We start from the raw sequence: 19,073 nt of genomic DNA on the forward strand, positions 1-19,073 counted from the left end.
TCAAGATTCAAATTCAGAACCCCCGTCTGCGAAAGCAGGTGGGGGTTTTGTCTTTCTGGTGATGAAAACATCGCACCTCACAGGACCGGATTTATCCGGGAAGAGGCCGCCCGTCTCGCGAATGAATTCGCTCCTGCTCATTGGGGGAGCGCCGTCCGTGTCTTGATTCAGGGCAATAAAAAACCACCGTAAAGGTGGTTTTATATATGAGCTGGCATCACTCGCCGCGATATTCACATCCGCTGGTACAGGTTTCGTGAATGCGAACCGCCGAGAGTTCAGGCAGCAAGGGCTTCAGTTCATCCCAGATCCATTTCGCCAGATTTTCGCTGGTCGGGTTTTCCAGGCCAGGGATGTCGTTGAGGTAGTTATGATCCAGGCGTTCATACAGTGGCTTGAAGATAGCCTTGATCTCGGAGAAGTCGCGTATCCAGCCAATATGAGGATCGACCTTGCCGGACAGATGAATCCCTACCCGGAACGAATGCCCGTGCAGGCGTCCACATTTATGGCCCTCAGGCACATGGGGGAGCCGGTGTGCAGACTCGAAAGTAAACTCTTTGAAAATTTCCACTGTGTATAAGCCCTGGATAGATGGCGATCGCGCAAGCGATAAATGCAGGGGACGAGTTTAACAGCAATGCTTTCAAACACCATGCTCAGGTAAGGTGGTCGGACAAGCAGTGATGGCATGTAGCCAGAAGGATTCAGCTTGAGTTAAGTTGATACCCTTATCTTGGTATCCGTAGAAAGCACCACTCGACGGAGCCCATAATGAAAAGACTGACCACTTTGCTGACTGCCGTAATGCTCACTGCTTCTGCCGGGTTTGCCCTGGCACGTGATATCGGGCCAGATGAAGCCCTGCGCCTCAGGGATGCAGGAACCATCCAGTCTTTTGAAAAGCTCAACGAATACGCATTGTCCAAGCACCCTGGTGCAACGATCACCGAGACGGAGCTCGAAAACGAATACGGTAAATACGTTTATCAAATCGAATTACGTGATACCGCAGGCATTCAGTGGGACCTGAAAATAGACGCTGTCACCGGGCAGATATACAAGAACTATCAGGATAAGTAATGAAGGTCGAAAAGCGTCTCTGCACACTCCTTGGTTTGGGGCTGCTCTGCACTGCGGCTCAGGCCAAGGACCTGAATCAGGACGAGGCACTCAGTTTGCGACAGCGTGGGGTGATCCTGCCTCTTGAGCAATTCATCGAGCAAGCGTTGAGTCATCATCCTGGTGCCAAGCTGCTTGAGGCTGAGCTGGAAGAAAAAAATGACCTGTACGTCTATGAATTCGAGTTGCTGACCACGCAAGGCGTTGTCCGCGAGCTCAAGTTCAACGCACGTGACGGGCGACTCCTGCAAGACGAGGAAGATGATTGATGCGGCTACTACTGGTTGAGGATCATGTGCCTTTGGCGGATGAACTGATCTCTGCCCTTGGGCGACAAGGTTATGCCGTGGATTGGCTGGCTGACGGCCGTGATGCGGTCTATCAAGGTGTGAGCGAGCCCTATGACCTGATCGTTCTGGATCTTGGGCTGCCAGGTCTTCCCGGTCTTGAGGTGCTTCAACAATGGCGCGCCAAAGGTCTGGCTGCGCCTGTGCTCATTCTTACGGCGCGGGGCTCATGGTCAGAGCGCATAGAAGGCTTGAAGGCAGGTGCCGACGATTACCTGACCAAACCCTTTCATCCCGAAGAATTGCAGTTGCGTATCCAGGCTTTGCTGCGCCGCTCGCATGGGCTGGCCAACCAGCCGACCCTCGAGTCAGCAGGGCTCAATCTGGATGAAAGCCGGCAGTGTGTTGTTCGCGACGGCGTGGATATTCAGCTGACGTCTGCCGAATTCCGTCTGCTTCGTTACTTCATGCACCACCCTGAGCAGATCCTTTCCAAAAGCCATCTTTCCGAGCATTTGTACGATGGCGAAAACGAACGCGACTCCAATGTGATAGAAGTTCATGTCAATCACCTGAGGCGCAAGCTCGGGCGTTCAGTGGTCACGACTCGTCGTGGCCAGGGTTATCTGTTCGGTGGTAATAACGCTTGAAGTCCATACAGAGGCGCCTGAGCCTCGGTCTTATCGCCGTTCTGGTCGTTGTGGGTCTGGTGATGGCCCAGACCAGCCTGTATTTGTTCGAACTGGGTCTACAGCGCTATCTGGAAGCCGGGCTGCGCAAGGAAAGCGAAAGCCTGCTGGTTGCCCTGGTTCGTGGCCCGGTCGGGATTCAACTGGATGAGCAGCGCTTGTCTGCGGCCTACCAGCGTCCGCTCTCCGGTCATTACTTCCGTCTGGACTTCCCCCAGGGCTATTGGCGCTCTCGCTCATTATGGGATTTTGAGTTGCCCAAACCCGAGGGGGCAGGGCTGCATGCTGACCTGGAGCTGGGACACACCGGACAATCACTTCTGGTATGGAGTGCGGACTACCGAAAGTTCGGTCAGCAGATCACTGTGACGGTTGCGCAGGACTACACGCCAGTCAGGGCCAGCTTTCAGCGCATGCAGCAAATAGGCCTGGGATTTGGCTTGGCTGCACTTATCCTGGTTCTTGTGCTGCAGCGCGTTACCGTGCGCAGAGCCTTGCGACCTCTGGAAACCGTTCGCGAACAGATATCCCAATTGCAGCAAGGCCAGCGCTCGCAACTGGACAATCAAGTGCCCCTTGAACTTGAGCCGCTGGTGGCTCAGATCAACCATTTGCTTGCTCATACCGAAGACAGCCTCAAGCGTTCACGCAATGCGCTGGGTAACCTTGGCCATGCCCTTAAAACCCCCCTGGCTGTTCTGCTCAGCCTGGCATCGAGCGAACAACTGGATGCCAACCCGGCTTTGCGTAAAACACTGCATGAACAACTGGAGAACATTCGCCTGCGTCTGGAGCGCGAGCTCAACCGTGCTCGTCTGTCCGGTGATGCGTTGCCTGGGGCGCGCTTCGATTGCGATGCAGAATTATCCAGCCTGTTTTCTACACTGCGCATGATCCATGGTGAGCATCTGGATCTGATCAACGATGTCCAGAGCGGCCTGCATCTGCCGTGGGATCGTGAGGATATTCTCGAGCTGCTGGGTAACTTGCTCGATAACGCCTGCAAGTGGGCAGACAGTGAAGTTCGCCTGAACATTACACCGAAAGCGCAGGGCTTTTCGCTTCTGGTCGACGACGATGGACCGGGTATTCCAGAGTCTCAGCGTGCCGATGTTTTCAGCCGTGGCACCCGTCTCGACGAACAGATCACCGGCCATGGGCTCGGCCTGGGGATCGTGCGCGATATTGTCGAAGCATGGGGCGGCGACCTGCAACTGCTCACCAGCCCCATGGGCGGGCTTCGTGTGCAGATCGACCTACCTGAACGCACCTTGCCCTGAGTCAGTCCCTTCCTACAAAAAAGTGGGGAATATCTTAATTCCCCACTACCTTTGCCGATAAAGGTTGAAACACTCCCCTATAAAAACAACTGAATAGGCGAATCCTATGCGTCTGAGTCTGAAAGCCAAGGTTCTGTCATTGGCCGTCTTGCCAGTGTTGTTGTTCGCTGTGGTGATCAGCGCGACAACGGTGTTTATCCTCCACCAACAAGCCGATAGAGAGGTCAGCGAAACACGGGAACGCTTGCTGACAGAGGCTCGGGCCACCCTGAAAAACTATGTGGACATCGCCCTTAGCGGCATCAAGCCCATTTACGACAATGCTGCGCCAGGCGATGACGCTCCCAAGGCCAATGCCATAAAGCTGCTCGCATCTGTCAGCTATGGCAAAGATGGCTACCTGTTTGGTTATGACTCCGAAATCATACGTATCTTTCGCAGCACCAGTGCCGATGGCCTGGGCAAAAGCTTCAAGGACGCGCGCGATCCCAATGGCATCTACCTGAATAGAGAGCTGGTGGCCGTCGCCAAGGCCGGTACTCACTACACCTATTACGCCTCGGCATTGCCAGGCAAGACTGAACCGGTCCCCAAGGTCGGTTACACCGAATACCTGCCCAAGTGGGATCTGGTCGTGGGTAGCGCAGTCAACCTCGACGGTATCGAAGCCCAGGTCGCGGTGGTCAAGCAGAACGTTGAAGCACGCCTGCAAGACATGCTCTACAGCATTGTCGGCATTACCGTGCTGGTACTGGTGATCATTAGCGTGATCGGTATTGTCCTGACCGGAACCCTGTTGCGTCCTCTGCGTTTGATGAAAAACAACCTGGACGATATCGTCGCCGGTGAAGGTGATCTGACGCGCCGGCTGGCCATTACCAGCCAGGATGAACTCGGCGAACTGGCGGGATCGTTCAACCGCTTCGTCGACAAGATCCACGGCATCGTTCGCCAGATCACCGAGATGACTGCGCAGTTGACCGGATTGGTCAGCGAGGTGTCCGATCAGGCACAACGCTCGGAACAGGCAATGGATCGTCAGCGTCATGAAACCGATCAGGTTGCGACCGCCATCAACGAAATGTCTGCCGCTGCCCAGGAAGTCGCAAAAAGCGCTCAGGGTGCTTCTGTGGCTGCCCAGCAGACCGATGAGCAAGGAAAGGCTGCCAAGCGAGTGGTTGATGGCAGTATCAAGCAGATCCACGCTCTGGTAGATGACATCCGCAAAAGTGGTTCATCGCTGGATAGCTTGCAGCAGGATGTTTCCTCGATTGTCAGCGTGCTGGGCGTCATTCGTTCCATTGCAGAACAGACCAACCTTCTGGCGCTCAACGCGGCAATCGAAGCCGCGAGGGCAGGGGAGGCCGGGCGAGGTTTTGCGGTCGTGGCCGATGAAGTCCGGGCACTGGCCAGCAGGACTCAGCAAAGCACCCAGGAAATTCAGGGCATGATCGACCGTCTGCAAAAGGGCACTGAGGAAGCGGTAGGAGCCATGCGCCGTTCCAGCGAGGCCGGTGACGGTACCTCGACTCAGGCCAATGATGCAGGACAGTCGTTGGTGACTATTGGTGAGCTGATTGCGACCATCAACTCGATGAACGCCCAGATCGCCAGTGCCGCTGAAGAGCAGACGGCGGTAGCTGAGGAGATCAACCGCAGCGTCCACCAGATCGCCGTAGCAGTCGAAACCGTTGCCGATGAAACCCGACAGGGCGCTCAGACCTCTCGCAGCCTGTTTGACCTTGGCAAACGCCTTGGCGGCCTGGTCGCCCAGTTCCGCGTCTGACCAAGACCCAGGAGCGAATTCATTCGCGAAACGGTATTCCAAACGATGAACATGTATTGGATGCACTGACTCTTCGCGAATGAATTCGCCCCCTGCAAGCCAAAAAAAACCCTGCCGAAGCAGGGTTTTTTGTTTAGTACCGATCAGCCCGCCAGGGCTGCATTCAACACCAGATCCAGCAATGGTTGTGGGTACACGCCCAATGCGAAGGTCAGGATGGCAACGGCCAGCAGCATGATGCCGCCTGTACGCTGTGCCCAGTTGAAGGCCGCATCGTGACGAGGCAGCTTGTTATCGACCAGATACATCGTGACCATCACTCGCAGGTAGTAGAACACGCCGATTGCACTACCAATGACCAGTGCGCCGATCAGCCACCACAGGTGCGATTCAACGCCGGTGGCGATGATGTAGAACTTGCCGATGAAGCCAGCCGTCAGCGGGATGCCCGCCAGAGACAGCATCATCAGGGTCATGACCGCAGTCAGGTACGGACGGCGCCAGAACAGGCCGCGGTACTCGAACATCGCATCGGCATCGCGGCCGCTGTACGGCGAGGACATCATGGTGATTACACCGAAGCTGCCCAGCGAGGTCAGTACATAGGTCGCCAGATAGACACCGATTGCCTCAACGGCCATGCCTTTACTGGCCACCAGCGCGATCATCAGATAACCGAAGTGGGCGATGGACGAGTAGCCCAGCAGACGCTTGAGGTTGTTCTGGGTCAGCGCCAGCAGGTTACCGACCAGGATCGAAGCCACGGCGATTACGGCCAGGACGTCATGCAATACGCCACTGCTGGCTGCCGGGGAAATCTGGAACAGACGCACCAGCACAGCGAAAACCGCGACCTTGCTGGCGGTTGCCAGGAAAGCAGCAACCGGGGCTGGGGCGCCCTCGTATACGTCCGGTGTCCACAGGTGGAACGGGACCAGCGACAGTTTGAATGCCAGACCCACAACCATCATGCCAAGACCCAGGCTGGCAAGCGGGCTGGGCATGCCTGTAGCGGCAATCGCCTTGCCGATACCATCGAAGCTCAGGCTGCCTGCCTCTGCGTACAACAGCGCCATACCGAACAGCAGGAACGCCGAGCCGGCTGCCGAAAGCACCATGTACTTGATGCCGCCTTCCAGCGAGCGCTTGTTGAAGAAGGCGTAGGCGACCAGACCGTAGACAGGTACCGACAGCAGTTCCAGGCCGATGAACAGGCCAGCCAGATGCTTGGCACTCACCAGTACCAGACCGCCGGCCGCAGCCAGCAGGATCAGCAGGTAAAGCTCTTCACGGTTGCCCGGATAGCCTTTCTTGTCGTCGCCCAGATAAGCATGCGCCATCGTCACGCACGCCAGGGTCGAGGCGAGGATGATTGCCATGTACAGGCAGGCGAAGCTGTCGATCTGCAGCAATGGCGTAACGGCCAGTGGAGCGACCTTTAATGCCGGGTAGATCGACAGCAATGCCAGGTTGAGCCCTGCTACCGACAGCAGGAATGTTTGCGAGTGATTGCGGCGCCATGCGATGGCCAGCATCACCACCACGACAGTGATGCTGGTAATCAGCAGTGGGGCAAGCGCAATAAAGTGTTGAATCGTCAGGTCCATAGCGCTCTTACCGGGCCGAAGCGAGTTGAGTGAAGGCAGTGCCTAGCCATTGCTGCACGCCGTGCATGGTCGCTGCCGAAGTATCGAGGAACGGCTGCGGGTAAACCCCCAGCACGATCAGCAATACGGCAAGGCCCAGCACCATGATCAATTCCCGTGCATCCATGCCCTTGAGAAGCTCGTCGGACTTGGCAGGGCCAAAGTAGGCGCGGTGGATCATGATCAGCGAGTAGACAGAACCGAACACCAGACCTGAAGTTGCAATGGCCGTAACCCACGGCGCGTGGACAAAAGAGCCCAGCAGGATCAGGAACTCGCCAACGAAGTTGCCGGTACCCGGCAGACCCAGCGACGCAGCAGCGAAGAACAGGCTGATGGCTGGCAGGTACGGGATACGTGACCACAGGCCACCCATTTGACGCATGTCACGGGTGTGCAGGCGCTCGTACAACTGACCGCTCAGGATAAACAGCGCTGCTGCCGACAGACCGTGGGCAATCATCTGAATGACCACGCCTTGCAAGGCGTGCTGGCTGCCCGAGTAGATACCGATCAGGACGAACCCCATGTGCGAGACGCTGGAGAACGCGATCAGACGCTTGATATCGGTCTGTGCGAAGGCCAGGAAAGCACCATAGAAAATGCCGATCAGGCCGAGGGTCATTGCAATCGGTGCGAACTCTGCCGACGCATTGGGGAACAGCGGCAGGGCGAAACGCAGCAGGCCGTAGGCAGCGGTTTTCAACAGAATACCGGCCAGGTCGACGGAGCCTGCAGTCGGTGCCTGAGCGTGAGCATCCGGCAACCAGGAGTGCAGCGGCACGACCGGCAGTTTCACCGCGAAAGCGATGAAGAAGCCCAGCATCAGGATGTACTCGATGCCCGGTGCCAGCTTCGTCTTCAGCAGTTCAGCGTAAGCGAAGGTGACCACGCCGGTCTGGTTGAAGTTGACCAGTACCAGACCCAGGATCGCCACCAGCATGATCAGGCCGCTGGCCTGAGTGAAGATGAAGAACTTGGTCGCAGCGTAGATACGTGTCTTCTTGCCGTCCGACGAGCTATGACCCCAGAGCGCGATGAGGAAGTACATCGGCACCAGCATCATTTCCCAGAAGAAGAAGAACAGGAACAGGTCGATGGCCAGGAACACGCCGACCACGCCACCCAGAATCCACATCAGGTTCAGGTGGAAGAAACCGACCTTGCGCTGGATTTCCTTCCACGAGCACAGGACCGACAACACGCCGAGCAGGCCGGTCAGCAGGATCATCAGCAGCGACAGGCCGTCCAGAGCCAGGTGCAGGCTGATGCCGAAGCGCTGGATCCACTGGGCCTGGAATTCCAGGGTCCAGGTGGGTGCGGCGCCCGGGGCAGGGGAGAGGGTGTAGTCGCCGACGCTCCACAGCCACAGGCCGATACCGAGCAACAGAGACATGGTCAGCAGCGCGATCCAGCGTGGCAGTGTGGCGCTTACGCGCTCACACAACCAGCACAGCAGGCCGCCGATAAAGGGGATCAGGATTAGCCAAGGCAGAATCATGACGGGCTCAATTCCTTTCGCAAATTCGCAAAGTTTTCATGTCAGACCGCAACCAGAACGACGGCACCAAGTACCAGAACGGCACCTACGGCTATCGAGGCAGCATACCAACGCAACTGGCCGGTCTCGGTGCGGCTCATGGTTGCATGACCCCCCTTGACCAGACGCGGGATCAAACCAATGGTGCGGTCGAACGGATCGCTACGCAGCACATGGCTGATCGCCAGATAAGGTTTGACGAACAGCTTGTCGTAGATCCAGTCGAAGCCCCATGCAGCGAACCACCAGGCTGACAGGAGACGGCCAGGGCCGCTGTTGGCGATAGCTGTCACCAGCCGACGCTTGCCCAGGAACAGCAAGGCCGCCAGCAAGATACCGGCCAGGGCAATGGCACCCGAAGCGATTTCCAGACTGTGCTTGGCTTCGCCGCCAGCATGGCCGACGCTTTGTGGCAGCACACCGGCCAGCGGAGGCGTGATCATGGCGCCGATGAAGGTCGACAGCACGATCAGCACCGACAGCGGCAGCCAGTGAGCGATGCCATGACCGGCATGGGCTTCGGTCTTGGCTTCACCGTGGAACGCGATGAAGATCAGGCGGAAGGTGTAGATGGAGGTCATGAATGCGCCGGCCAGACCTGCATACAGCAGACCGTTGTTACCGCTGGCGAAGGCTTCCCAGAGAATTTCGTCCTTGGAGTAGAACCCGGCAGTCAGCAACGGCAGGGCTGCCAGAGCGGCACCACCGACGATGAAGCTTGCATAGGCCAGAGGCAGTTTCTTCCACAGGCCACCCATCTTGAAGATGTTCTGCTCGTGGTGGCAGGCAACGATCACCGCACCCGAAGCAAGGAACAGCAGCGCCTTGAAGAAGGCGTGGGTCATCAGGTGGAAGATCGCGCCTTCCCAGGCACCAACACCCAGCGCCAGGAACATGTAGCCGATCTGGCTCATGGTCGAGTAGGCGAGGATACGTTTGATGTCGGTTTGTACCAGAGCTGCGAAACCTGCCAGAACCAGTGTCACGCCGCCGACAATGCCGACCAGATGCAGGATGTCTGGAGCCAGAGTAAACAGGCCGTGGGTACGGGCAATCAGGTAGACACCTGCGGTTACCATGGTTGCCGCGTGGATCAGTGCCGAAACCGGAGTAGGACCGGCCATCGCATCCGCCAGCCAGGTTTGCAGCGGCAGTTGCGCGGATTTACCGACCGCACCGCCCAGCAGCATCAGCGTTGCCAGCACGATCCAGAAGTCACCGACCTTGAAGTGCTGAGGCGCAAGGACCAGCAGTTCCTGGACATTCAATGTGCCCAGTTGCTGGAACAGGATGAACAGGCCGATGGCCATGAACACGTCGCCGATGCGGGTCACGATGAAGGCTTTGAGTGCTGCGTTACCGTTGTTGCGGTTGCTGTAGTAGAAACCGATCAACAGGTAGCTGCACAGGCCCACGCCTTCCCAACCGAAGTAGATGAACAGCAGGTTGTCGCCCAGGATCAGGAACAACATGCTGGCAAGGAACAGGTTGGTGTAGGAGAAGAAGCGCGAGTAGCCCTCTTCACCGCGCATGTACCAGGACGCGAACAGGTGAATCAGGAAGCCTACGCCGACCACCACGCCGAGCATGGTGACCGACAGACCGTCCAGATACAGCGCGAAGTTCGGGCTGAAGCCATCAACGTCCATCCATTGCCACAGCACCTGGGTGTAATGGCCACCCTCTGGTGGTGCGACGTTGAATTGCCAGATGACCCAGGCGGTGACCAGGGCCGACAGGCCTACGGAACCGACGCCGATCAGGGCTGCGAGGTTTTCCGAGATGCGTCCACGGGAGAACGACAGCAGCAGAAAACCGATCAGGGGAAATACGAAAGTGAGAAAGAGTAGGTTCATCCGCGCATCTCACTGGCAGCGTCGATATCGAGGGTGTGGAAGCGGCGATACAGTTGCATCAGGATCGCCAGGCCAATGCTGGCCTCGGCAGCAGCAAGGCTGATCACCAGAATGAACATGACCTGTCCATCCGGTTGGCCCCAGCGGCTGCCGGCAACGATGAACGCCAGAGCAGATGCGTTCATCATGATCTCCAGGCTCATCAACACGAACAGAATGTTGCGACGAACTATCAGGCCGACCAGGCCAAGACAGAACAGGACGCCGGCGACCGCCAGACCATGTTCCAGAGGGATAGCATTCATTGGCTTGGCTCCTTCGCGTCTGTGCGGCCCAGATGGAATGCCGTGACGGCTGCGGCAAGCAGCAGCATCGAGGCCAGTTCCACCACCAGCAGATAAGGTCCGAACAGGCTGATACCGACCGCCTTGGCGTCGACTGTGGTGTGACCGATGCCAGCACCGCTCGGGTTGGCGAACAATACATAGAGCAGTTCAGCCAGCAGCAGTGCGCCAAGAATGACCGGACCTGCCCAGATGCCGGGTTTGAGCCAGGCACGTTCCTGCTGAACCGAGGCCGGGCCCAGGTTCAGCATCATTACCACAAACACGAACAGGACCATGATCGCGCCCGCATAGGCGATGACTTCCAGAACCCCGGCGAACGGTGCGCCCAGGCTGAAGAAAGTCATTGCCACTGCAATCAGCGAAATGATCAGGTAGAGCAGGGCGTGCACCGGGTTCGTATTCGTGATCACCCGCAGGGTGGACACGACGGCGATGCCGGATGCGAAATAGAAAGCGAATTCCATCTTTACTTCCTTAAGGCAGCAAGCTCTTGACGTTGATCGGCTCGGCTTCGTTCTGTGCAGAGCCCTTGGGCTTGCCAGCGATAGCCATACCGGCGACGCGATAGAAGTTATAGTCAGGGTTCTTGCCGGGGCCGGAGATCAGCAGATCTTCCTTCTCGTAAACCAGATCCTGACGTTTGAACTCGGCCATCTCGAAATCCGGTGTCAGCTGGATTGCGGTGGTCGGGCAGGCTTCTTCGCACAGGCCGCAGAAAATGCAACGTGAGAAGTTGATGCGGAAAAAGTCCGGGTACCAGCGGCCGTCTTCGGTTTCAGCCTTCTGCAATGAAATGCAACCGACCGGGCATGCCACGGCGCACAGGTTGCAGGCCACGCAGCGCTCTTCGCCGTCCGGGTCGCGAGTCAGAACGATACGGCCACGATAGCGCGGAGGCAGGTAAACCGGCTCTTCCGGATATTGCAGGGTGTCGCGTTTGCGGAAGCCGTGACCGAAGACCATCACCAGGCTGCGCAATTGGGTACCAGTACCCTTAACGATGTCGCCAATATATTTGAACATGGGTCAAATCCTCACTGAACCGAGCCTGCCGGTGTGTTCAACAACACAATCGCAGCAGTCACCAGCAAATTGATCAGGGTCAGCGGCAGACAGAATTTCCAGCTGAAGTCCATTACCTGGTCATAGCGTGGGCGCGGGATAGAGGCGCGCAGCAGGATGAACAGCATGATGAAGAACGCGGTCTTCAGGGCGAACCAGACGAAGGACAGTTGCGGCAGAATGCCGAACGGGCCGTGCCAGCCGCCGAAGAACAGGGTCACCAGCAACGCCGAGATCAGGATGATCCCGATGTATTCACCGACGAAGAACATGCCCCATTTCATGCCGGCATATTCAATGTGGTAGCCGTCGGCCAGTTCCTGTTCCGCTTCCGGTTGGTCGAAGGGGTGACGGTGAGTCACTGCAACGCCTGCGATGAAGAAAGTACAGAAGCCGAAGAACTGCGGAATGATGAACCACAGGTTCTGTGCCTGATATTCAACGATGTCGCGCATGTTGAACGAACCGACCTGAACCACGATGCCCATCAGCGCCAGACCCATGAACACTTCATAGGAAACGGTTTGCGCCGAGGCACGCAGACTGCCGAGCAGGGCGTACTTGTTGTTGCTCGACCAGCCGGCGAACAGCACGGCATAGACCGAGAGACCGGCCATGGCAAAGAAGAACAGCAAGCCGATGTTCAGATCCGCCACGCCCCAGGTCGGGGTGATCGGGATGATTGCGAAGGCAATCAGCAAGGCGCTCATGGCCACGATCGGTGCCAGGGTGAAAATCACCTTGTCGGCAAACGGCGGTGTCCAGTCTTCCTTGAAGAACATTTTCAGCATGTCGGCAGCGATCTGGAACATGCCGAACGGGCCAACGCGGTTAGGACCGTAACGGTCCTGCCACCAGCCCAGCAGGCGACGTTCGACAAAGCTCAGCAGCGCGCCGCAGACCACGACGGCCAGCAACACGACAATGGCTTTCACGACCGCGAAGATGGTGTCGATCACATCAGGAGTGAACCAGCTCATTGTGCTGCCTCCTGAAGGCCGTCAACCGATTTGCCGAAGACTGCTGCAGGAATGCCTGCCAGCCCGACCGGCAATGCAACCAGGCCTGCGCCCAGTTCTTCATTGATGCGCAGCGGCAGACGCAGTGTCTGGCCGGCAACGTTCAAGGACAGCAGGGAACCTTCATTGACACCCAGGCGATCGGCTTCGGACTTGGCCAGCGCAACGTAGGCAGCCGGGATGCGTTCCTGGACCGGAGCGGCTTTCGAAGAGTTCTCTTCGCTGCCGAACAGGTGATAGAACGGCACCACTTGCCAGGTTCCCTGAGCAGGGGAGAAGGCCCGTGGAACGCTGGTGAACCAGTTCAGGTTGTCGCCCTGGCTTTCGATCAGACGAACACCCGGATCACCGGCGCGCAAGTGACCGCCGACTTCGTCCTGAAACTTGTTCCAGGCCTGAGGCGAGTTCCAGCCCGGAGACCAGGCGAATGGCACTTGCTGACGAGGTTCGGCAGAGCCCGAGTAACCTTCCATGGAGAAGGCGAACGCGGTGTCCTGGTCTTGCGGAGTACGAGGCTCATGCACGCTGATGTTGGCACGCATGGCGGTACGGCCACTGTAACGCAGCGGTTCGCGAGCCAGCTTCATGCCTTTGATGCGGAAGGCAGCAGAAGGCGCAGCATTGATGATGCCAGCCAGTTGCGTACTGCTTTGTGCGCAGGCAGCGGTGACGTGGTCCAGCTGGGTCCAGTCCACCGGCTTGTTCAGCAGGGTAGCGCGCAGGGCATGCAGCCAGCGCCAGCCTTCGTGAACCAGAATGCTGGCGTCCATGTAGGTTGGATCGAACACCTGGAAGAAGCGCTGGGCGCGGCCTTCCAGGCTGACCAGCGTACCGTCGCCTTCAGCGAAGCTGGCTGCCGGCAGGACCAGATGCGCACGGTCGCCCGTAGCGGTCTTCTGGTGGTCGGCCACGATCACCACTTTTGCGGCGCTCAGGGCTGCATCGACCTTGGCGGCATCGGTGCGGGTGTACAGATCGTTTTCCAGCACGACGATGGCGTCAGCCTTGCCGTCGATGACGGCCTGCAAGGCGGCATCCACCGACTCGCCGCCGAGCAGGGCCAGGCCAAGGCTGTTGGCTTCCGGCACGATCAGGCTGATGGAGCCTTCTTTTTCGCGCAGCTTCAAGGCTTTGGCGATGTTCGCTGCGGCTTCGATCAGGGCTTTGGAGCCCAGCGAAGTACCGGCGATGATCAGCGGACGCTTGGCGGCCAGCAGAGAGTCGGCGATGCGCTTGGCCAGTTCCAGTGCTTCAGCGTCCAGGCCTTCGACGGCAGGGGCGCTGGCGTCCAGAGCGTGGGCTACGGCAAAGCCGATACGGGCCAGATCGTCTGGAGCGGCGTGTACACACTCTTCAGCGACGTCGTCGAGTTTTGTTTCAGCAAGGCTTGCAATGAACAGCGGGTTCAGCGCGTGCTGGCCGATGTTTTTCACTGCGGCATTGAGCCATGGCTGTACGCGCATGGCGTCGGCCATGTCTTCGGCCTTGCCCTTGACCGATTGACGCAGGGCCAGGGCCACGCGAGCTGCGGTCTGGGTCAGATCTTCACCGAGGACGAAGACGGCGTCGTGATCTTCGATGTCGCGCAGGGTCGGGATCGGTAGAGGACTGTCCTTGAGCACCTGTGCCACCAGACGGATACGCTCCAGCTCGCTGGCTTCGATACCCGAGTAGAAGTGCTCGGCACCGACCAGTTCGCGCAGTGCGTAGTTGCTTTCCAGGCTGGCGCGTGGCGAGCCGATACCGACGATGTTACGACCGCGCAGCAGGTCGGCAGCCGTGTCCAGCGCTGCATCGAGGCTCAACTTGCTGCCGTCGGCCAGCAGTGGCTGACGTGGACGGTCTTCGCGGTTGACGTAGCCATAGCCGAAACGGCCACGGTCACACAGGAAGTACTGGTTCACCGAACCGTTGAAACGGTTTTCGATGCGGCGCAGTTCGCCGTAACGTTCACCGGGGCTGATGTTGCAACCGCTTGAGCAGCCATGGCAGATGCTCGGCGAGAACTGCATGTCCCATTTACGGTTGTAGCGCTCGGAGTGAGTCTTGTCGGTGAACACACCGGTCGGGCAGACCTCGGTGAGGTTGCCGGAGAACTCGCTTTCCAGCACGCCATCTTCAACACGGCCGAAGTACACGTTGTCGTGAGCGCCGAAAACGCCCAGGTCGGTGCCGCCTGCGTAGTCTTTATAGAAGCGTACGCAACGGTAGCAGGCGATGCAGCGGTTCATCTCGTGAGAGATGAACGGGCCGAGCTCCTGGTTCTGGTGGGTACGTTTGGTAAAGCGATAACGGCGCTCGTTGTGGCCGGTCATCACGGTCATGTCTTGCAGGTGGCAGTGACCGCCTTCCTCGCAGACCGGGCAGTCATGCGGGTGGTTGGTCATCAGCCATTCGACAACGCTGGCCCGGAAGGCCTTGGATTCGTCATCGTCGATGGAAATCCAGGTGTTGTCGGTGGCAGGAGTCATGCAGGACATGACGATGCGACCACGGGTGTCGTTCTCGTCGTTGTACTGCTTGACCGCACATTGGCGGCACGCACCAACGCTGCCAAGGGCGGGATGCCAGCAGAAATAAGGAATGTCGAGGCCCAGCGACAGACATGCCTGTAACAGGTTGTCTGCCCCGTCGACTTCGAGCGCTTTGCCGTCTACGTGGATAGTGGCCATGGTTCAAAGTTCTTCGTTGGCCCGGTGTCAGCGGGCGTGGCTAATGGAATCTTGTTATTCGTGCGACTCGAAACAGCCTCTGAGGCGTCATCGCACGATGGGTGAAGGGCAAGGCCCTTCACCTTGCAAAGCGTTATGCGCCGACGATGATCGGTTTCGCCAGGGGCGGGACGGCGGCGCTGGTGGGCGCGATGCCTGCCTCGAACTCCGGGCGGAAATACTTGATCGCACTGCCCAGTGGCTCAACGGCTCCCGGTGCGTGAGCACAGAAGGTCTTGCCTGGGCCGAGGAAACCGACCAGACCGAGCAGCGTCTCGATATCACCGGCTTGCCCCTGACCGTTCTCAAGCGCACGCAGGAGCTTGACGCTCCATGGCAGGCCATCACGGCAAGGGGTGCAGAAGCCGCAGGATTCGCGGGCGAAGAACTCTTCCATGTTGCGCAGCAGGGACACCATGTTGATGCTGTCGTCTACCGCCATGGCCAGACCGGTGCCCATACGGGTGCCGACCTTGGCGATGCCGCCAGCGTACATTTGCGCATCCAGGTGTTCAGGCAGCAGGAAACCGGTACCGGCGCCGCCTGGCTGCCAGCACTTGAGCTTGTAGCCATCGCGCATGCCGCCGGCATAGTCCTCGAAGAGCTCGCGGGCGGTCACGCCGAATGGCAGTTCCCACAGGCCAGGGTTCTTCACTTTGCCGGAGAAGCCCATCAGCTTGGTGCCGTGGTCTTCACTGCCTTCGCGGGCGAGGGATTTGTACCAGTCGATGCCGTTGCCGATGATGGCCGGCACGTTGCACAGGGTTTCGACGTTGTTGACGCAAGTCGGCTTGCCCCATACGCCGACAGCGGCGGGGAAGGGCGGCTTGGAGCGCGGGTTGGCGCGACGGCCTTCCAGGGAGTTGATCAGTGCGGTTTCTTCACCGCAGATATAGCGCCCGGCGCCGGTGTGGACGAACAGCTCGAAATCGAAGCCGCTGCCCAGAATGTTCTTGCCCAGCAGACCGGCTGCCTTGGCTTCTTCCACGGCACGGTTCAAGTGCTTGGCGGCGGTGGTGTACTCGCCGCGCAGGAAGATGTAGCCACGGTAGGTTTTCAGTGCGCGGGCACTGATCAGCATGCCTTCGATCAGCAGATGGGGCTGTTGCTCCATCAGCATGCGGTCTTTCCAGGTGTTGGGCTCCATTTCATCCGCGTTGCACAGCAGGTAGCGGATGTTCATGGATTCGTCTTTGGGCATCAGGCCCCACTTCACACCCGTGGGGAAGCCTGCACCGCCGCGACCCTTGAGGCCGGCATCCTTGACGGTCTGGACGATATCGTCCTGAGACAGATCGGCGAATGCCTTGCGTGCCGCCGCGTAACCGTTCTTGGCCTGGTACTCGTCGAGCCAGACCGGCTCGGCGTCGTCACGCAGACGCCAGGTCAGCGGATGGGTTTCTGCACTGCGCGCGATGCGGTTGGCAGGGCCGAAGGAAGTCAGGGTCATACGTAGCCCTCCAGCAGTTTGGCAACGCCAGCGGGCTGTACGTCACCGAAAGTGTCGTCGTCGATCATCAGCGCCGGGGCTTTGTCGCAGTTGCCCAGGCAGCAGACCGGCAGCAGCGTGAAGCGGCCGTCAGGAGTGGTCTGGCCAAGGCCGATGCCCAGCTTGCTCTGGATTTCGTCGACTACCGATTCATGGCCGCCGATGTAGCAGACCATGCTGTCGCAGACGCGGATGATGTGACGGCCGACCGGCTGACGGAAGATCTGGCTGTAGAACGTTGCCACACCTTCGACGTCGCTGGCGGGAATGCCAAGGATCTCGCCGATCGCGTAGATGGCGCCATCCGGCACCCAGCCACGTTCCTTCTGGACGATCTTGAGGGCTTCGATGGACGCCGCGCGGGAGTCTTCGTAGTGATGCAGCTCGTGCTCGATGGCCGAGCGTTCGGTTTCGCTCAGGGCGAAACGGTCTGTCTGGATAAGCGTGCTGTTCATGCTTAGCGGTCCACGTCGGCCATAACGAAATCGATGCTACCCAGGTACGCGATCAAGTCCGCGACCATGCTGCCTTTGATCACCGAAGGGATCTGCTGCAGGTGCGGGTAACTTGGGGTGCGAATCCGGGTACGGTAGCTCATGGTGCCGCCGTCGCTCGTCAGGTAATAACTGTTGATGCCCTTGGTCGCTTCGATCATCTGGAAGGATTCGTTGGCCGGCATGACCGGGCCCCACGAAACCTGCAGGAAGTGCGTGATCAAGGTTTCGATGTGCTGCAAGGTGCGCTCTTTGGGCGGCGGCGTGGTCAGCGGGTGATCCGCCTTGTACGGGCCTTCCGGCATGTTGCGCATGCACTGGTCGATGATCTTGATGCTTTGACGCATCTCTTCGACGCGGACCATGCAGCGGTCGTAGGCATCGCCATTGGCCGCAAGCGGGACTTCGAACTCGAAGTTCTCGTAGCCGGAGTAAGGACGGGCCTTGCGCAGGTCGAAATCACAGCCGGTGGAACGCAGGCCTGCACCGGTGACACCCCATTCCAGGGCCTCTTTGGTGTTGTAGGCTGCGACGCCGATGGTACGGCCTTTGAGAATACTGTTCTGCAGTGCTGCCTTGGTGTATTCGTCCAGGCGTTTTGGCAGCCAGTCGACGAATTCCTTGACCAGTTTTTCCCAGCCGCGTGGCAGGTCGTGAGCAACACCACCAATGCGGTACCAGGCCGGGTGCAGACGGAAGCCGGTGATGGCTTCGATGACCTTGTAGGCTTTCTGGCGGTCGGTAAAGGTGAAGAATACCGGGGTCATGGCGCCCACGTCCTGGATGTAGGTACCCAGGAACAGCAGGTGGCTGGTGATCCGGAAGAACTCGGCCATCATGATGCGGATGGTGTCGACTTTCTCTGGCACCTTGATGCCGGCCAGCTTCTCGACCGAAAGCACGTAAGGCAGGTTGTTCATCACACCGCCCAGGTAATCGATACGGTCGGTGTACGGAATGAAGCTGTGCCAGGACTGACGCTCGGCCATCTTCTCGGCACCACGGTGGTGGTAGCCGATATCCGGAACGCAGTCGACGATCTCTTCGCCGTCCAGTTGCAGGATGATGCGGAATGCACCGTGCGCAGAAGGGTGGTTCGGGCCGAGGTTGAGGAACATGTAGTCCTCGTTCTCGCCGGAACGCTTCATGCCCCAGTCTTCCGGACGGAAGCGTGCGGCTTCCTCTTCCAGTTGCTGCTTGGCCAGGTTCAGGCTGTACGGGTCGAACTCGGTGGCGCGGGCCGGGAAGTCCTTGCGCAGCGGGTGACCTTCCCAGGTCGGCGGCATCATGATGCGGCTCAGGTGCGGGTGGCCGGGGAAGTCGATCCCGAACATGTCCCACACTTCGCGCTCGTACCAGTTGGCGTTAGGCCAGATGCCGGTAACGCTTGGCAGGCTCAGGTCGCTTTCGGACAGGGCAACCTTGATCATCACGTCGCTGTTACGTTCTACCGAAAGCAGGTGGTAGAACACAGTGAAGTCGGCATCAGGCAGGCCGCGACGGTGAGTGCGCAGGCGCTCATCGACACCATGCAGGTCGTAGAGCATGGAGTAGGGTCTGGACACCTGTCGCAGGAACTTCAGTACCTCGACCAGATGGGCACGGGCGACCCACAGTACCGGCATGCCGGTACGGGTCGGCTGAGCCGTGAAGGCTTCGGCGCCAAAGCGGTTGTTCAATTCTACGACGACGTCTTGGTCGTCAGCCTTGTAAGGCGGGATGTACAGAGCGGTGTCTGCAGTCAT

At 58.8% G+C, this 19,073-nt stretch carries 17 protein-coding genes and 1 pseudogene; 6 read left to right on the top strand and 12 right to left on the bottom strand.

Annotated elements, in window-relative coordinates; all coding sequences use genetic code 11:
* Window positions 1–217: 217 nt before the first annotated feature.
* Complete coding sequence (gene queD / locus ACODS3_RS02795) at window positions 218–574, bottom strand: 6-carboxytetrahydropterin synthase QueD (protein WP_025259462.1); 357 nt, start codon at window positions 572–574, stop codon at window positions 218–220.
* Between the two features lie 200 nt (window positions 575–774).
* Here queD and ACODS3_RS02800 point away from each other — a divergent pair, with 200 nt between their 5' ends.
* The 6 genes and pseudogenes from ACODS3_RS02800 to ACODS3_RS02825 all read left to right on the top strand — a co-directional run bounded on the left by ACODS3_RS02800 (window position 775) and on the right by ACODS3_RS02825 (window position 5,164).
* Window positions 775–1,083: a PepSY domain-containing protein gene (locus ACODS3_RS02800; protein WP_025259463.1), complete on the top strand. Its 309-nt coding sequence runs from the start codon at window positions 775–777 to the stop codon at window positions 1,081–1,083.
* Window positions 1,083–1,391 carry a PepSY domain-containing protein gene (locus tag ACODS3_RS02805; protein ID WP_095068634.1) on the top strand — a complete coding sequence of 103 codons (309 nt, stop codon included), beginning with the start codon at window positions 1,083–1,085 and terminating at the stop codon, window positions 1,389–1,391. Before ACODS3_RS02800 ends, ACODS3_RS02805 begins: the two co-directional genes overlap by 1 nt.
* Window positions 1,391–2,059 (top strand): response regulator transcription factor, encoded by a 669-nt coding sequence (locus ACODS3_RS02810; protein WP_025259465.1) that lies wholly within the window; start codon window positions 1,391–1,393, stop codon window positions 2,057–2,059. Before ACODS3_RS02805 ends, ACODS3_RS02810 begins: the two co-directional genes overlap by 1 nt.
* Window positions 2,056–3,378: an ATP-binding protein gene (locus tag ACODS3_RS02815; protein ID WP_201003345.1), complete on the top strand. Its 1,323-nt coding sequence runs from the start codon at window positions 2,056–2,058 to the stop codon at window positions 3,376–3,378. Before ACODS3_RS02810 ends, ACODS3_RS02815 begins: the two co-directional genes overlap by 4 nt.
* A 106-nt stretch (window positions 3,379–3,484) precedes the next feature.
* Window positions 3,485–4,306 (top strand): annotated as a pseudogene (locus tag ACODS3_RS02820) (cache domain-containing protein); the annotation flags it as partial.
* A 102-nt stretch (window positions 4,307–4,408) separates the two neighbouring features.
* The gene (locus ACODS3_RS02825; protein WP_405046111.1) at window positions 4,409–5,164 is read left to right on the top strand and encodes a methyl-accepting chemotaxis protein; all 756 of its coding nucleotides are present in this window, start codon (window positions 4,409–4,411) and stop codon (window positions 5,162–5,164) included.
* Between the two features lie 143 nt (window positions 5,165–5,307).
* On the opposite strand, the gene nuoN is transcribed toward ACODS3_RS02825, so the two are convergent.
* The 11 genes from nuoN to nuoC all read right to left on the bottom strand — a co-directional run bounded on the left by nuoN (window position 5,308) and on the right by nuoC (window position 19,073).
* Entirely contained in the window at window positions 5,308–6,771 is a 1,464-nt protein-coding gene (gene nuoN / locus ACODS3_RS02830) for an NADH-quinone oxidoreductase subunit NuoN (RefSeq protein ID WP_201017806.1), read from the bottom strand.
* A 7-nt stretch (window positions 6,772–6,778) separates the two neighbouring features.
* Window positions 6,779–8,311, bottom strand: coding sequence for an NADH-quinone oxidoreductase subunit M (gene nuoM / locus ACODS3_RS02835; RefSeq protein WP_489033154.1), 1,533 nt, complete (start codon window positions 8,309–8,311; stop codon window positions 6,779–6,781).
* Window positions 8,312–8,352: 41 nt separating this feature from the next.
* The gene (gene nuoL, locus ACODS3_RS02840) at window positions 8,353–10,206 is read right to left on the bottom strand and encodes an NADH-quinone oxidoreductase subunit L (protein WP_489033156.1); all 1,854 of its coding nucleotides are present in this window, start codon (window positions 10,204–10,206) and stop codon (window positions 8,353–8,355) included.
* Window positions 10,203–10,511: an NADH-quinone oxidoreductase subunit NuoK gene (gene nuoK, locus ACODS3_RS02845; RefSeq protein ID WP_122316072.1), complete on the bottom strand. Its 309-nt coding sequence runs from the start codon at window positions 10,509–10,511 to the stop codon at window positions 10,203–10,205. Before nuoK ends, nuoL begins: the two co-directional genes overlap by 4 nt.
* On the bottom strand, window positions 10,508–11,017 hold the full coding sequence (nuoJ, locus tag ACODS3_RS02850; protein WP_201003335.1) for an NADH-quinone oxidoreductase subunit J: 510 nt from the start codon (window positions 11,015–11,017) through the stop codon (window positions 10,508–10,510). Before nuoJ ends, nuoK begins: the two co-directional genes overlap by 4 nt.
* Window positions 11,018–11,027: 10 nt before the next feature.
* Window positions 11,028–11,576, bottom strand: a complete 549-nt coding sequence (gene nuoI, locus ACODS3_RS02855; RefSeq protein WP_003223795.1) for an NADH-quinone oxidoreductase subunit NuoI — start codon at window positions 11,574–11,576, stop codon at window positions 11,028–11,030.
* An 11-nt stretch (window positions 11,577–11,587) separates the two neighbouring features.
* Entirely contained in the window at window positions 11,588–12,595 is a 1,008-nt protein-coding gene (gene nuoH, locus ACODS3_RS02860; protein WP_201003333.1) for an NADH-quinone oxidoreductase subunit NuoH, read from the bottom strand.
* Window positions 12,592–15,306, bottom strand: a complete 2,715-nt coding sequence (gene nuoG / locus ACODS3_RS02865; RefSeq protein WP_489033160.1) for an NADH-quinone oxidoreductase subunit NuoG — start codon at window positions 15,304–15,306, stop codon at window positions 12,592–12,594. The genes nuoH and nuoG overlap by 4 nt, the downstream gene beginning before the upstream one ends.
* Window positions 15,307–15,439: 133 nt before the next feature.
* Window positions 15,440–16,795 carry an NADH-quinone oxidoreductase subunit NuoF gene (nuoF, locus tag ACODS3_RS02870; protein ID WP_201003329.1) on the bottom strand — a complete coding sequence of 452 codons (1,356 nt, stop codon included), beginning with the start codon at window positions 16,793–16,795 and terminating at the stop codon, window positions 15,440–15,442.
* Window positions 16,792–17,289 (bottom strand): NADH-quinone oxidoreductase subunit NuoE, encoded by a 498-nt coding sequence (nuoE, locus tag ACODS3_RS02875; protein ID WP_201003327.1) that lies wholly within the window; start codon window positions 17,287–17,289, stop codon window positions 16,792–16,794. The genes nuoF and nuoE overlap by 4 nt, the downstream gene beginning before the upstream one ends.
* Window positions 17,290–17,291: 2 nt before the next feature.
* Window positions 17,292–19,073 (bottom strand): NADH-quinone oxidoreductase subunit C/D, encoded by a 1,782-nt coding sequence (nuoC, locus tag ACODS3_RS02880; protein WP_201017803.1) that lies wholly within the window; start codon window positions 19,071–19,073, stop codon window positions 17,292–17,294.

It is taken from the genome of Pseudomonas sp. FG43 (assembly GCF_057809175.1).